This is a genomic window from Jejuia sp. G7-7 (genome assembly GCF_055808955.1).
The window spans coordinates 541,394-557,555 of sequence record NZ_JBVVSZ010000001.1 but is presented as its reverse complement, the minus strand read 5'-3'; the positions used below and the strand labels follow the sequence as shown (position 1 = coordinate 557,555).

Sequence of the window (16,162 nt, the reverse complement as noted above, 5' to 3'; positions counted from 1 at the left end):
AATTACAAGCAGTAATTAAATTATTTATCTTTACCATGTAGCGATTACCGTTCAAAAAATTAATGAAAGAAACCTCAAATAAATACTTAATAGTTGCCTTACTAATAGGAATAGCATTTCATGGCACTTCTATTTTCTTTACCTTAGAGACTACCTACGATGCTTTAATCCATTTGTTTTTTGCTGATCATTATGCCAATAGCTGGTTTGAGCCTTGGAATTATAAATGGTACACGGGTTTTACTGTAATGAGTTACCCGCCTTTAGTACATCAGTCTATTGCAGCACTTTCATTAATAGGCGGACTGAAGTTTGGTATGTTTACTGTAGCCTTAATAAGCATTGTGCTTTTTATTACTGGTGTTTATCGTTTTTCGCTACTTATAACATCAAATAGAACTGTTGCTGGGTATGCTTCCATTTTGGCTGTTTTCTCATCGTCTTTTGTAGAAACCTTGCATATATTTGGTCAATTGCCAAGTATTATTGGAATTTCTGTTTTAATGCATGCGTTACCCGAAATCTATTTATGGCTAAAAACAGGGCGTTATAAATACCTATTTACATCACTTTCTCTAATATCTGTTACGGTTACTTCTCATCATGTTACGCCAATATTTGGAATGATATTCTTCATTTTCCCATTAATAGGTATGGTTATTATGGATGTATCAAGAGAACAAGTGGATTCGGTTAAAGCCATTACATTCAAGGTATTTATTAATAGCTTTTTTAAACTTTTTAAACGTATTATAAGTTTTGGAATGCTATCCTTAGTTATTATAGTTGGTTGTATTCTTCCTTATTGGATAAATTCTAAGAACAATCCAATAACTCAAGTTCCCATTCCACATGGATCTAGAGACAATTTTTTAGAGATTACATCATCTGGCTTGGTGTTCTTTTTAATTCCATGGGGTATTTTACTCATTTTATTGCCATACATATTCTATAGATATTACAGTAGGCGTTACTTGTTTTTTGGACTCTCAATAACAATTCTTACCGTTTTAGGAACTGGAGGCACCACGGTTATTCCACGGTTATTTTTAGGAGAAACAGCTTTTAACATTCTTACTCTAGACCGTTTTACACTTTGGGCATCTATCATGTCTTTACCACTTTTTGGGGAGTTTGTATATCGATTTGTTGAAGGCGATTTAAAACAACTAATTCAAGATAAATTTGGTGCTATTTACCACCGATTAATTGGAGGCATACTTGCAGGTCTCTTTTTATTCATGACCATTTTTACAATGAGTCTCAGTTATTTTAGACCCTCTCAACCTCAGCAAATAAAAATGTTGCCTATTATTAATTTCCTGAATCAAGATCAGCATGATAATTGGCGGTATATGACTTTAGGTTTTGGAGACCAAATGGCTTGGTTATCTGCACAAACCAACGCCATGAGTGTTGATGGTAATTACCATTCTGCAAGACGCTTACCAGAATTAACCACCCGACCTATTGAGCGTTTAGAGAACTCAAAATTTAAAGGTGTTGAAGGTATTGGTTCATTACAGCAATTTTTAACCACACCTGAAAAATATAATTTCAAATATATATTCTCTAATGATAAATTTTACGACCCAATTTTATATTTCTGTGGTTGGCAACGACTTCGTCAACTAGAAAACGGAATTCAAGTTTGGGAAAAATTAAATGTACCTCCTGTATCCTCTATTTTACCTAAAGAAGATGTTGCAAAATGGCTGAAAATACTTTGGGGCATTATGCCTTTTTTAACAGTTCTTATTGCATTTATATTAAACATTCAAATGCTTTGGATAAATACGTTAAAGACTAAAGCAAAAGCTATTCCTGAATTTTTAAAATTTCAGAATAATTATACTAAGTTCTCAAGAGGATTGCTTAGAATTACCCATGTTTGGTCTATTATTCTAGCAATTATAGTATTTTATGGTGTACACCTATTCTACATTAAAAATGATGCGCATCATTCTCCAGAAAATGCATTGCTAGCGTATTATGACGCATTAGATTTTAAAGAATTTGAAACAGCTCACAGTCTTATAAACCCAGAAAGTAATTTACCTATTGCACAGTATATGTTAGAGATTTCGGTTACTGATGGATTATTGAGTTCTTATGCTAAACTAGATGCTATTGAAACTATAGTAACTTCAAAAACCGATAGTTTAGCAACTGTAAAAGTGAATACTAAGTGGATTACACCTTTAGAAAAAATTAATAAAACCGATTATAAAACTTTAGTAAAACTGAAAGGGAAATGGTATGTAAACCCAGAGGATATTGATTTAGATTTACCACCAGACCAGTTATACTCAGATAATGTTACCAAATATTTTAACCAAGGACGACGACGCATTACTACAGAACAAACCCACCACGAAGATGTTTTAAAACAACCTGTTTTAGAAATCTTATCAGCAAAACTGGTGAAACATAATGGTAGTTATGCACTAATTGGAGAAGTTCAAAATATAGATAATGTTCCTGCCGATGTAGTATTAAAAGGTACCTTATATAATGATGACAATAAACAACTAGCAACTTATAATGCTAAATATCACGTAAAGCATAAACTGATGCCTAAAGAAGTAAGTTCTTTTAAAATTAATTTTGAAGGCATTGCATGGTCAAGAACACAAGATTCTATTCCAAAAACTTTTAATCCAGATGAATTTACACCTGTTGAATTTGAAGAACAACCCACAAAATTCAACTTACAAGTAGCAGGAAATGTTTCAGGATCAGATTTATACAAAGGAACCTCAATAAGTGATTTAGATATTTCTGAAGAACAGATTACTGGTAAACTGTTTAATTCTGGATTAGCAGAAGTTACCATTCCGCAATTGTTATTTACGTATTATGATCAACATAAAAATATGCTTTGGGTAGATCATCAATTTATTGCAGAAGGTATCAGGCAGCAGCGTCAACAATCGTTTGATTATCCCATTCTTAAAAATGACACGATTCAGGTTATAAACGAGGATATGAAAAACTGTTTTGTAAACGGGTTACCTAATGTATCTATTTCTAACAAAGTTGTTCCAAACAGAATTGAAAATCAAACACACACCGTTTTGCAACCCATAGAAAATAAAAACTATAGTTTTATTAAAATTGAAATAAACACCTATATAGGAAACCCTAATTAATGACATTGAAATATACATATTTACTTTTTTATGGATGGATGGTTTTACTATCAATGCCTTCCTATGCAAACAATGGAGCTATAGAATTGATTACTAAAACCACTCAATTTGAAGCTGGTCAATCTATTAGCTTAAAGTTTTCTAATACTGATAACGAGACACCAAGTTTGTATGTAAGTAACAGTTATGGCTCTACTATAATTAAGCCCGAAAAAGATTCAGGAATTCTAAATTATCAAATCCCACAATCTATAAGTAATAAAACAGGAGTTGTTAATTGGAAATTGTTAGCAAATAATTCGCTTTCTGGGGCATTTACAATTATATCCAAACAAAAGGCAGTAGCTCTAGAAACATATTTAGGACCACCAAGTATTCAAGCTGGCGGAACAGATTACTCCATGCTTGTTGTTATCCCCACAGATTATTTAGATAACCCTTTAGCTGATAGCACCAAGGTTACCGTTAAACATCAGTTTTTAGACAATCAAAATGAAGAGGTCGTTCTTATGAAAAACAGAATTGCTTATAAAAACATCTATTCAGAAACCAAAACAGGTCGAATTTTAGTGTCTTCAGAATGTTTGGGATTCAATTCAAAAGAATATACGGTTAATGTACTTCCCGCTATACCAACAGATTTTAATATTTCGCATAGTAGAAATCATGACTATGCAGATGGCAATCAAATTACCACATTTTCTACGTCAATAATTAAAGATCAATTCGGGAATTTAGTGAGTGATGGCACTTATATTGATTTTTTTATCACAAACCGTTCAAACCATATTTTAAAAACTTCTAGCACAACTATAAAAGGGATTGCTGTTGCAAAAATGATTCATCCAGATCATGAAGACCAATGGACAGTTAAAGCCTTTGTAGAAGGTATGGCAGAAAGTAAACCCATTGAGTTAGCATACAAAACGATCATCTCAGATTTTAACGTGCTATTTTCAGAAGATTATAGAACGGTAACTATAGGGCCTTTAAAAAGTTTCATGAATCAAATGGTGCCTGATGGCTTAGAAGTATCGCTTTCAGTTTTTCAAAATGAGATAAAATTAAATACACTTACTAAAAGTTCTTTTGAAGGCTATGCCACATTCAAATTAGATACCAACAACTTCCCTAGTGAAAACTATACGCTTAAAATTGAAACCGCTGGTGTACAGAAAACATATCCGAATGTAAAGCTATGACAGGTATAAATAAAAACATATTGCGTAGTGTTTTAGTGCTGTCTTACATCGCTATTATTGCTTTGGTACTATTTGGCATTGGCAGTTTATACAGCTATTTAAACACGGGAGCCGACCGAAGTACTATGCTGCATACCGAAATTAAAAAGATAGACCAATACTTACCAAAACTGGAATGGGCGCCTTTAAATAATGAAGGCAGACCTATGGATGCACAAACTCTAAATGCACTTCAAAATGATTATTTAGATGCTTGGTATGTAAAACATGTGGCCTATAAAACGAATACACTAGCAGGTATTGAAGATTATTATACTGAAAATGCTAGAAAAAACATAACTGCCTTTGTAGCTCAAAATAAATTAAATCATATTGCTATTGAGGGCACTACTTTAGAGCATCATCTTTCGCTTGATTTTTTTAGTGAAGATGGCCAATTAGCTGTTGTTACAGATAAAAATGTTATTGAATTTAAACGTGTTTTTGAAAATGACACGCTCCAACTAGAAACCAAAGAGCAGTCTACTTATAAACTTATTTTTCTTTTAGAAGATGGCTTTTGGCGTATCCGACACATGATAAAGGAAAAAAGCAAAGATTATAAAAATAAATTTGCTCATGCCAGTACTGAAGTTTCAAAAGTAAAAGGTATTAACTATTATCCTCAAGCTTCTCCCTGGGACATGTATGGCGATAAGTTTGATGCTGCTATTATTACTAAAGATTTTAAAATCATAAAAGAAGCAGGCTTAAACAGTATCAGAATATTTATTCCTTATGAAGATTTTGGAAAAGCCAATGTGAAACCTGAAAAACTAACGAAACTAAAAACTGTTTTAAATTTAGCTGAAGCTGAAAAGTTAAAAGTAGTAGCCACATTATTTGATTTTTATGGCGACTACACAGTTTTAAATTGGACGTTGAATCAACATCACGCTGAAACAATAGTATCTGCATTAAAAGATCATTCCGCTCTTTTGGCTTGGGATATTAAAAACGAACCTAATTTAGATTTTGAATCAAGACATAAAGATTTAGTAATCGCATGGCTTGATAACATGATTGATTTAGTAAAATCTACAGACCCAAAACATCCCGTAACCATTGGTTGGTCTAATGCAGAAAGTGCTACAATTCTAAAAGATAAACTAGACTTTATTAGTTTTCATTATTACGAAGATTTAGATGATTTAGAAGCTACATACAAGCATTTAAAATCTGAAGTTACTAATAAAACTATAGCTATTACAGAATTCGGGCTGTCGTCTTACAAAGGATTTTGGAATCCTTTTGGGAATAATGAAGACGATCAAAGTGACTATCATAAAAAAGCACAAGGTATTTTTAGTGAAAACGATATCAATTTTATGTCTTGGACACTTTACGACTTTACTGAAATACCAAAAGAAGTCGTTGGACGACTCCCTTGGCGAAAACAGGCCCAAGAACATTTTGGATTTATTGACCAAAATGGAGAGACTAAGCCCGCTTTTAAATATATTTCCAAAAAATAGTTTTACACAACTGCTACACTAGATTTTGTTTTCTTTGAAATAATAGTTTCAAAGGACTCTAAATACATATCTGCAATTTTTGACATCGGGTGTGCCGTAGCCGCTTTATAATTGGCTTTACCTAATGCCGTTCTATAAGTTTCGTTTGTCACTATGTTTTCAATAGCAGTCGCTAAACTTTCTACTGATGTTGGCTCGAAAAACTCCCCTCTATACCCTTCATCTTGTACTAACAACGCTAAATCTCCTAAATCTGGCATTACTACCGCTTTACCATAACTTCCAGCTTGGTGAAGTACGCCTGAGCTTCCTGTTGTTGATGTATATGGAAATACAACTACAGCACTTTCATTAAATAAAGTTGGAACTTCATGTTCTTCTACATAACCAGTAAAACGCAATTGTGGCACATGCTTGTAATCTTCCTGTACTTTAGCTAAATAACCTGGTACGTTTGGATTATCGGTTCCAGCAATTACAACTTCTAAATTTAATCCTGTAGATTGTCTTACTTTTTCAACGGCCTCAATCATACCCTCAACTTTTTTATACGTTCCAAACTTTCCAAAAGTCATAATTTGCATAGGAGAAGTTGAAACTTTATAATCTGGTTCTTCAGGAATTTCAAACGTACCATGCGGAATTAACTTTACGTTTGTTGCATTATATTTTTCTTCCAAAATATCAACATACTTTTGCATCGTAACAGCAACAGTATCTGCTTGAAGAATTAATCGCGTTAAACTTGAACCTATAAATCCGTAAATTTTTTGCATCAATTTATTACTTGTAAACCCTGCACTTCCCAAATCAACTTCTTCAAGAATATTATGTAATAACACAATATTTGGAATCTTTTTTAGCTTACAAACTAATGGCAACATTAAACCTAAGGCAGCAGCCACTTTTTTATCTCCAAATTTCATAAACTGTAAATTAAATAAAACAGCATCTGGTTTAACTTGGTTTATAGCTTTAGTTACATTTAAAATGTTTGCATAGCTATTAAATGTCCAACACTCTTTTATCGTTATTTTACAACCTGCCTCTGTAAATTCAACATCTTTTTTACCTTCAGTAGTATCTGTTAATAATACCAATTCTGTAACATCTTCTTTTTGTCTAAAGTGTTTTACCAAATGGTATGCATATTCATTTAAAGTTACTTTACTTGGTGGATATGCTGTTACGATTGCTAATTTCATAAGTTTCGTTTTTAATGTTATTTATTAATTATTCTACAAATTTGGGGTTTTATTCATCTAAAATCAGTCACTTGTAGACCGGATGACCTTTAGTGTAGACGAATGGTAATTCTCTTTAGATTAAGCTGTTTTAGATTTTAATTGATTGTATTTAAAAAAGGATAATTGAATGCACAATAATAATAACATAGCTATAATTTGCATGTGCACCACTTGTTCTAAGCTATCATGATAAAAAATAACTAATCCCATTTGAAGCATTCCAAATAGCCCTGAAATTACTACGGGAACATATTTATCTAAAGACAAGTAGTAATATGCAAAAATATTAGAGATAGCAAACATTGAGGTAGCAACAGCATATTTCCACAACAAAGGCGCCATGGCTATGTAACTATCTCCAAAAAGCAGCGTGATAATCGTTTCTGGAAAACTTAAACAAACCACAATAATACTTATTGAAATAGCTGCTATATAACCCACATACTTAAAAAGTGTTGGTGCTGTTTCTTTACCATCTTTTTTAAGTTGAACTACAGTTGGCAGCAACAACATAACAAACATCCAAGCAATGAAGTAAACAATGCGACCAATTAAGGCTAAAGACGCATATAAACCAGCCTCGTAAGACTCGAAATAATGCTTTACTAAAAGAATATCACTATTATTTATTATGATTTGTGTGAGCTCATAAAATGCAGTTATTATAAAGAAACTTTTTATTTCTTTTGAATGTGTTTTACTTAATACCAATGCTTTTCTTGGAATGATACTTGGGAATTTAAAAGGAATCAACCCAAATACAAATGATGCTAGAATACCAACCGCAATAACAACTGACGATTGGATATCGAAAATTAAAATAAGTCCAAGGGTAATTACCAATCTGCTTAACATTTCGCCTTGATACGTTATAGATAATGCTTTAAAAGCTTTTTTACCTTGATAAACACCTCTATTTACACTCATTAAAAAATATAGCGGTACACCACAACCAAAAACAATAAACATATTTGATGATGATGTATTAAATAGGTTTTGCAATTGGTTTGCAAACATTATAATGAGTATTCCCATTAAAACGCCAACCAAAAGTGCATTTTTATAAACTTTAGAAATGAAACTTTTAAACACTTCGTTTTCAAAAAGTACAGAGAATTTTGCGGTAACTAACTGAAACGTCATAGCTGCAAAACTCAATACTAATAAAAATGTAATAAGTACTGCCGCATCTGCAAATTGCGCTGGTCCTAATAGTCTCCCAAGAACTAAATTGTATAAATAATTCCCACCGTTTACAACAAGAACACTTAACATAAATAATTGCTCTGGCGTAATTTTTTTAGATTTTAAAGTAGCTATAAGTTGCATGTACTTCAGTTTTTTAGATTTGAAATTTTATCTTTTTAGGCTGCAATATTAGTTTCAAAATCTTGAAATATCTCTTTGCTTCCATTACCAACAATAACAAAGTCTTTATTACTTATAATCGCTGTAGTATATAAATCTCTTAATGCTTTCATACCGTTAGCATCAATATAACTTACACCATCAATATTAATTGTAAGTCCATTTGTGTAAAGAATTAGAAACTCTAAATGGTTTTTAAACTGTTTAACCGTTGTAGTATTAATAATGCCTTCTAATAAAAATGCTCCATTGTTTTCTTTGATTGTAAGTGCCATAATGTTTATTTTATTATTAATATATTTTTTGATTCTGATACAAATATCTCTTAATAATCTATGGAGGGTTTTTAAATTTCGTTCAGTTGCATCTTGCTTTAGACGAATGAATCAATTAGGTTGTTTAATGATTAAAAGGCTATAATTGCTACTAGCAACTAATCTTCTTAAATACTTTTTGCAAAATTTGATATCTTTTTAAGCTTGCCATTAATGGCAACACTAAGCTTAATACAACAGCTATCTTTTTATCACCAAATTTCATGAATCATAAATTAAATAGAACAGCACTTGGTTTTGTTTATTTATAGCTTTTTAACATTATTGTATTTATATAACTATTAAGCAACCAGCATTCTTACGCAACCTAATTCATCAAATTCAACATCCTTTTAACTACTGTAAAATCGTATAAAAATTAACATAATATCGAACAAATATAACATTTTATCGATAAATAAATAATATTTATACTACATTTCTTTCATAAATATATTATATTTACCACATAATATCTATTTAAAACCTATATTTTAAATAAAGAAACAACCAAAAAAAACCAATAATCATGATTAAAATTCTAGCTATAGATGATCAACAATTAATATTGTTATCATTAGAAAAACACTTAACCGATTTAGGATTTGATATTAAATGTGCTAACTCTGGTGAAGAAGGAATAAAAATGTTTGATTCATATAAACCAGACATAGTGATTGTAGATATTAATATGGATGGTATGTCTGGTCTAGAGGTTGTAAAAACGATTAGAATTGAAAAAAAGTCTGATACCAAAATTTTAGTACTTTCAGGAAACACCAATGAAGATACTATTATTGATGGTTTTGATTTAGGTATTGATGATTATATGAAAAAACCTGTTTCTCTAAATGAAGTAACGGTTAGAATTAATAAAATTTTCGGATTAAAAACAATAAAGTCACAAAGTAATAATAAAAAAGACCAAATGCTTCAAAAGCGTTGCGTTGGGGTTGTTATACCTTGTTATAACGAAGAGGAAAGACTATCAAGTAAAGAATTTCTAGATTTTATTGACAGTAACTTAGGCTACCATTTATGCTTTGTAAATGATGGCAGTAAGGATAATACATTAGATGTATTAAACAACTTACGAAAAGGAAGAGAAACTAACATTAGTGTTTATGATTGTGAAAAAAACGGTGGAAAAGCTGAAGCTGTAAGGCAAGGCATTTTACACTTAGCTGAAGATCCTCAATTGGATTATTTAGGCTATTTAGACGCCGATTTATCTACAGATTTTAGAGATTTTGATGATTTAGTAAAAACCATTGAAACTTCAGACTTTAAAATTGTGAGTGGCTCTAGAATGACTAGAATGGGTGCCAATATTGCTAAAGAGTCCGCCCGTGCCATAATCAGCAAAACTATAAACCTTATTATTAGAACTATTTTAGGAATGTCATTTAATGATACACAATGCGGTGCAAAAATCATGGATAAAGATATTGCTAAACATATGTTTAAAGATAAGTTTATTACGCGTTGGATTTTTGATGTAGAAATATTTATGAGGATGCGTAAACATTACGGAAAAGAAAAAGCGATTTCGTATATCTGCGAACAACCCCTTAAACGATGGATTCATGCAGATGGATCTAAATTATCTATGAAAGACTCGGTTCAAATTGTTGGGCAACTTGGGCAAATAGCAATACATTACAGATAATAATTAAATTTTTAAAGACCAATGGGCTTTTTGTTTAGTTTAGTAAACAGCTACTGTGGCTTAATGATTCAATACTATTGACTAAATTGCACTTGTAATAAATTCAACAATATGCCCTTAAAAAAGTTATTACTTTTAATTGTCTTATTTATCTCTGTATTAACCTATGCACAAAACATGCAAGAAGGTTTTACCTATTTAGAAACTGGTAAATACCAAGAAGCAGAATCCTTTTTTGAAACTATTTTAAAAGACTATCCCGATAATAAAACAGCAAAACTATGTTATGGGCGTGCTGTGGGTTTACAAGGCGCATCAGAAAAGGCTGTTACTATTTTTACCGATTTACTAAAATTATATCCCAACGACTTTGAAATTAAATTAAACTATGCAGAGTCTTTACTTTGGGATAAAAACTATACCGATGCTAAAGCGTTTTATGAAAATTTAATTAAAGAAGATGATAAAAGTTTCCCTGCGCTTTTAGGCTATGCCAATACCCTATCTAACCTTAAAATATATGATGACGCCTTAATTTATGTAAATAAAGCTTTGGAAGTATTACCAGGAAACCCAAATGCGTTAACCTCAAAAAAGTATATTTATTTGGGCTATGCGTATCAAAATCAACAAGCTCAGAACTACGAGGAAGCAGAACGTTTACTAAAAGAAAATTTAGATCTTTTTAAAGATGATAAAGACACACTTTTAAATCTTGCCAACCTCTATTTAATTGCTGGCGAATTTGATAACGCTGAAACCACATACAACACCATAGCCAATACGCCAGAAAACAAGACAGTAGCACTAAACGGATTAGCCTTAGTAAAACATTTAAAAGGCAAAGAAAAAGAAGCTTTAAATATTAGTGAGGAAGCTTACAATACGATTTCAAACTTAAATGATGCAACACTTATACAACAAACCAAAGAGCGTTACATTCAAGCGCTTATTTGGAATAAACAATATAAAGATGCTCAAGTTTTAATAGATGAATTATATGAAGCGCAACCCAACGAAAATTGGATTTTAGCCTTACGTGCTACCTTAAATATTTATAAAAGTGATTTTAAGAAAAGTGTGGCAGATTACAATCGTATTTTAGAAAATGATAGCAGTTCTTTTGATGGTAATTTAGGAAAAGCAAATGCCTTAAAAGCTTTAGGTAAATATGATGACGCCTACCAATCGGCAGAAAACACCTTAAAATTTTACGACAAGCAAAAAGATGCCACCAATTTTATTAAAACCCTAAACACAAGTTTTACACCGTTTTGGGAAACCAAAGCCTCCTACTCTTTCGACAATGGTGATAACAAAGCCTTCGCGGTACAAACGAATATAGAATTCCCAACTTCAACCAAATTTAAGTGGTTGGCGCATTATGGCTATAGAACAACAACCAATAAAGTCACTAATTTTGATGCCACATCAAACGATTTTTCTTTAGGTTTAGCCTACCAACTGTTACCAAATATTACGTTTAAAGGAACTGCGGGTGTAACCTCTGCAAAAGCAAACACAAGCAATTACACGCAATTGGTAACCGATTTAGCCTTAAACATAAAACCCTTTAAACTGCAAGTTTTAGATATTGGCTATAAAAGTGAAATACAAAGTTTTAATGCCGAATTATTAGATCGGGAAATTGTGATGAATAACCTGTACGCCAATTATAACCTAAGCACCAACTTTAATTTAGGTTGGTTTACACAATATTTTTACACGTGGCAAAACGATGATAATGCTAGAAACTTATTGTTTACCTCGCTATACTACAACATACTAGCCAAACCTGCTTTAAAAGCGGGTTTAAATTACCAATACATTACGTTTAAAAACCAAGTACCTACTATTTATTTTAGCCCAGAACAATTTAATGCTGCCGAAGTATTTGTAAATATTATTAAAGATGAAGCAGTTACAAAACCTAAGGCGTGGTTTTATGAGTTAACTGCTGCCACAGGTTTACAATATATTGAAGACGATACCAGCCAAAGCACCTACCGTGTACAAGGAAAATTAGGGTATAAATTTACTGAACGTGCTTTATTAAACTTGTATGGTACCCGAAGTAATATTGCCTCTGCTACGGCTGCTGGCTTTACTTTTAATGAAATTGGAGTTAGGTTTAAGTGGTATTTATTTGATACTCCTGTTTTTAGAGAGTAAATTTTATTATCATTTTGAATATTAATGGTTTTACCTAAAGTATTCTAATTATTTCGTCATGTTCAAGTGTTCCTCTTTTAAACTCCAATAAAATCAAACTTTTATTTACCCCTTTTAATTTCCCATCTTCTACATTAAGTGCATGTCTGCATTTTCGGTAAATTGCTAATGCTGTATGTCTTGAAAGACCAATATTCTGAAGCGCAATTGCAATTCTGTTTTGTGTACCGTATTCAAGTAAAGAAGCCCAATTTTCTCCAGCAGAATCTTCTCCTAAAATATTAGCAGTAACCTGATAATAATGATTAAAATATTTTTCAAATAAAAATCTAAGGACATATTCTATGTCATCTATTATTTTTTCTATTAGAGCATTGATATGTTCAGTATTACCTTTTTTATAATTAACATAGTTAGGCTTATTATCAATGTAACCCAAATGAATTAAACTATTACTAGTTTCATAATGTTGTATTGACATTTTAATTATTTGATTTAGTCCGAATCCATTAATCCATTGATTCATCAATAAGGCATAATACTTTAGACTTGCTTCTTTATTGAGTTTTTTATCTGCCTTATTCCATTCATATAAAACATATAATTCTTTCAGAGTGTTTAGACATATTTCATAATTAATTTGATGACTTGGAAGTTTTATGTTTTTTCCATCTTTATGTGATTTTTGTAAAAACTTAAATATTTTATTTTGAATATCTAAACTAATTGATTGATTTGAATTGAGAATATAGGATGGAATTTCATAATCCTTGACTTTAGCTTTAGCCAATTCAATGATTTTATCTTTCTTTTTCTCTATTAGCTTCTCAATTAATGGGCTTTTATAGTTGGATTGAATTTCAAGTGTATCTACACTTATTATATTGGCTATATATCTTAAGATTGCTTGTTCTTCTTGTGAACCTGATATTGTTTGGTCTTTTAATATTTTTTCTATTTTACGTAAGTTTTTATCTATTTTAGTTAAAACGGTAGGCTCTAAAATGATTTCAGTTTTGTTAAGTAATTCCTTGTTTTTCCAAACCCAATCTTCATGCTGAACACAAAAATATTACCATACAGCTCTCTTGATAAACGACCAGCTCTTCCAGATAAATTCCAAAAATCTATTTGAGATAAAGGTTTACGTCCATTTTGACCATTTAATATGAAAATATTTTGAGTTGGCATATTTACCCCTTCCAAAAGTGTTGAAGTGCAGAATACATTTCTAACTTCTTCATTTCTATATAAGTCTTCTACAAGATTTCTAATTAGTTGAGGAAGTTTTCCATAATGGAAAGCAACTTTATGTTCCAATAAATTTGCTAAATAGTATTGCGGATGTATATATTCTTTAATCTGCTTTATTGCTTTTTTCAAAGTTTCACTCAATTCGGCTTCTTTTACTGTTTTTGAAAATTCATTCGCTTCAAAAATAGTTTTAGATTTACTGTTGCAGTAAATTAAATTATTTTTATTTAAACCTAAGTGCTGAATAAGTTCAGTAGTAGAATTTGCAACTTGAAATAAATTTTTGTTTTCAATATTTACAACGCTATCTGCTTGAATTAATTCAATATTTTGACTTAATAAATCTATAAAGAATAAGTTTTGAGAAACAGGAGACTCATTTGTTCTAAATGTGCTATTTGGTTTGTTTCTGTCAAATAATTTTAGAAATATTTCTGGGTTTGACACATTTGGAGAGGAAAAATATAGTTTTATATTCCCATATTTTTTAATTGTCTTTTCTATTGCTGTATAAGTTGTTACGCTTCTTGAATCTTTTTCATTAGCTAATTTGTGAGCTTCATCTACAAAGATAAATCCAATTGGTGGATTATTTTCTTGAGATACATAACTGATAAGTCTTTCAGGTGTTAATATTAAAATGTAGTTATGAGGTTCATCTCCTATGAAATCATTAACGTTTGAATTTGTCAGAATTCGATATTTATATTGTTCCGAAAGTTCTCTTATCTCATCTTTTAAGTCAAGTGTAAATTGATTTATCAAGGCTCTTGTAGGAACAAGTATCACTAAGTTTTCAGGAGGACTATTTCTCATCACTTTTTTTATAAAAGCTTTAATAATAAATGATTTCCCCATTGATGTTGGACCAGAAAAACTATATTCAAGTGTATTGCTTAATTGTGAGTACAATTCAAACTGTGAATCTGTAAATACGAAATTTTTGAATCAGGAACTTTTTGAATGATTTTTTTGCTTCAACTTCTATATTTCTAAAAAAAGGCAATGTTGCAACGTTCTCGTTATAATTAATTAAATAGTTAATAGCTGGAAAATTTCCCAATTTTGAATAGACAGCTTTGGAAACAGTTCTGTAAATTTCATCATTTTTATATTCATGATTCAAGTATGTTATTATCTGATATGCTTTATTTCGTGCTTCTGAATTTTTTGAATTGGAAAGGATATCAGAGAATCTTAAAGCATCTGTAAGTTCTTTGTTAGTTAAAATATTTTTAGAGAATTTAACCTTTAAGTTGTATTCTGCTGATATTAATGAACATTTATTGAGTATGTATTTGAAGTATTCATCGTTCAAAACATCTTTAGTTAACTTTTCAATTATTGTCATAGTTTTAAGTTAACTTTTTAATGATTTCTTTTCTTTTCTCTGCTAAATTTGAAAAAGGGATAACATACATATGAAAATTGTAACCAGTAAATTCTGACTTGTTTATTTGGAAATTTATTGAACTTACTATGCTTTCTATTTCTTGCTTTATTTTTTGCCTGATATGAGTTCTAAATTCACTATTCGATTTGTTATTTTCTTCTTCACTTATCTCAACATCATAACCCAAAAATATTCCAAAAGAATGATCTGTATTTATATCATTCTCACGAGCATTTGGAATTATTACCTTTTTAAGAAATTCATATAGGTCAGGATTAGCTGTTTCCTTGATTAATTGACTATTGACTAAACCAATTTCAAACTCAATTTTATTTTCACTTAAAAGCTTAGATAATGAGTTAAAAGCCTCATATATTCCAGCCTGCAAACTTGAATTAAGCTTTGATTCACCAAATATTAATTGATAATCTTTTTCTGTTATTTTTAATAAGTGAACTCCATCTGCTCCTTTTACATAATCATTTTTTGCTGTTTTAATTTCTAGTTTTGTTAAAATTTTAGGAGCGTTCAAATGTGATTCTAATAAACAATAAAGTAAAATTTCACCTAGCTCTCCTTCATTTGATGAATATCGCCTAAGTTTATCTTGTGCCTTTGAAACTAGTGTCGCATATTCCTTAGCATCAATTAGTTTTTGAACTTCGGTTCTAGATAATGCAAAATGATAGAGTTGATTTGATAATAGCTTTACCAGTTCGTCATAAGCAAATGCATTATTTTTCACTTTTAATGTAAAGACGTTAATCTTATTTGATTTGTCTAATTCTAAGTCCTCTATATCGTGATAAAATAGATCTAAAAAAAACTCTTTTACATTAGTATCAATCATTTGCTAGCCTTTGTAGGTGAAATATAC

12 protein-coding genes are annotated in these 16,162 nt (G+C 30.7%); 5 read left to right on the top strand and 7 right to left on the bottom strand.

Features of this window, described 5'->3' with window-relative positions; genetic code table 11:
* Window positions 1-62 precede the first annotated feature (62 nt).
* Genes AC0L5U_RS02755 through AC0L5U_RS02745 form a run of 3 tightly spaced genes read left to right on the top strand, consistent with a single transcriptional unit; the run spans window position 63 to window position 5,868 of the window.
* Window positions 63-3,152: a hypothetical protein gene (locus AC0L5U_RS02755; protein WP_473414555.1), complete on the top strand. Its 3,090-nt coding sequence runs from the start codon at window positions 63-65 to the stop codon at window positions 3,150-3,152.
* On the top strand, window positions 3,152-4,354 hold the full coding sequence (locus tag AC0L5U_RS02750) for a hypothetical protein (RefSeq protein ID WP_473414554.1): 1,203 nt from the start codon (window positions 3,152-3,154) through the stop codon (window positions 4,352-4,354). Before AC0L5U_RS02755 ends, AC0L5U_RS02750 begins: the two co-directional genes overlap by 1 nt.
* On the top strand, window positions 4,351-5,868 hold the full coding sequence (locus AC0L5U_RS02745; RefSeq protein WP_473414553.1) for a glycoside hydrolase family 2 TIM barrel-domain containing protein: 1,518 nt from the start codon (window positions 4,351-4,353) through the stop codon (window positions 5,866-5,868). The genes AC0L5U_RS02750 and AC0L5U_RS02745 overlap by 4 nt, the downstream gene beginning before the upstream one ends.
* Window positions 5,869-5,870: 2 nt before the next feature.
* On the opposite strand, the gene AC0L5U_RS02740 is transcribed toward AC0L5U_RS02745, so the two are convergent.
* The 3 genes from AC0L5U_RS02740 to AC0L5U_RS02730 form a co-directional block, all read right to left on the bottom strand.
* Window positions 5,871-7,073: a glycosyltransferase gene (locus AC0L5U_RS02740; protein WP_473414552.1), complete on the bottom strand. Its 1,203-nt coding sequence runs from the start codon at window positions 7,071-7,073 to the stop codon at window positions 5,871-5,873.
* A gap of 120 nt (window positions 7,074-7,193) precedes the next feature.
* Window positions 7,194-8,444: an oligosaccharide flippase family protein gene (locus AC0L5U_RS02735; protein ID WP_473414551.1), complete on the bottom strand. Its 1,251-nt coding sequence runs from the start codon at window positions 8,442-8,444 to the stop codon at window positions 7,194-7,196.
* Between the two features lie 35 nt (window positions 8,445-8,479).
* Complete coding sequence (locus AC0L5U_RS02730) at window positions 8,480-8,758, bottom strand: STAS domain-containing protein (RefSeq protein ID WP_473414550.1); 279 nt, start codon at window positions 8,756-8,758, stop codon at window positions 8,480-8,482.
* Window positions 8,759-9,329: 571 nt separating this feature from the next.
* Here AC0L5U_RS02730 and AC0L5U_RS02725 point away from each other — a divergent pair.
* Entirely contained in the window at window positions 9,330-10,466 is a 1,137-nt protein-coding gene (locus AC0L5U_RS02725; protein ID WP_473416154.1) for a response regulator, read from the top strand.
* A 111-nt stretch (window positions 10,467-10,577) separates the two neighbouring features.
* Complete coding sequence (locus tag AC0L5U_RS02720; protein ID WP_473414549.1) at window positions 10,578-12,638, top strand: tetratricopeptide repeat protein; 2,061 nt, start codon at window positions 10,578-10,580, stop codon at window positions 12,636-12,638.
* 34 nt (window positions 12,639-12,672) lie between these two features.
* Here AC0L5U_RS02720 and AC0L5U_RS02715 read toward each other — a convergent pair whose 3' ends face one another.
* The 4 genes from AC0L5U_RS02715 to AC0L5U_RS02700 all read right to left on the bottom strand — a co-directional run bounded on the left by AC0L5U_RS02715 (window position 12,673) and on the right by AC0L5U_RS02700 (window position 16,135).
* Entirely contained in the window at window positions 12,673-13,428 is a 756-nt protein-coding gene (locus tag AC0L5U_RS02715) for a hypothetical protein (protein WP_473414548.1), read from the bottom strand.
* A 209-nt stretch (window positions 13,429-13,637) separates the two neighbouring features.
* The gene (locus AC0L5U_RS02710; RefSeq protein WP_473414547.1) at window positions 13,638-14,804 is read right to left on the bottom strand and encodes a DEAD/DEAH box helicase; all 1,167 of its coding nucleotides are present in this window, start codon (window positions 14,802-14,804) and stop codon (window positions 13,638-13,640) included.
* 1 nt (window position 14,805) lies between these two features.
* A complete protein-coding gene (locus AC0L5U_RS02705) occupies window positions 14,806-15,243 on the bottom strand; it encodes a hypothetical protein (protein WP_473414546.1) in 438 nt (145 codons plus the stop codon).
* Window positions 15,244-15,247: 4 nt separating this feature from the next.
* The gene (locus AC0L5U_RS02700) at window positions 15,248-16,135 is read right to left on the bottom strand and encodes a HamA C-terminal domain-containing protein (RefSeq protein WP_473414545.1); all 888 of its coding nucleotides are present in this window, start codon (window positions 16,133-16,135) and stop codon (window positions 15,248-15,250) included.
* Window positions 16,136-16,162: the final 27 nt, after the last annotated feature.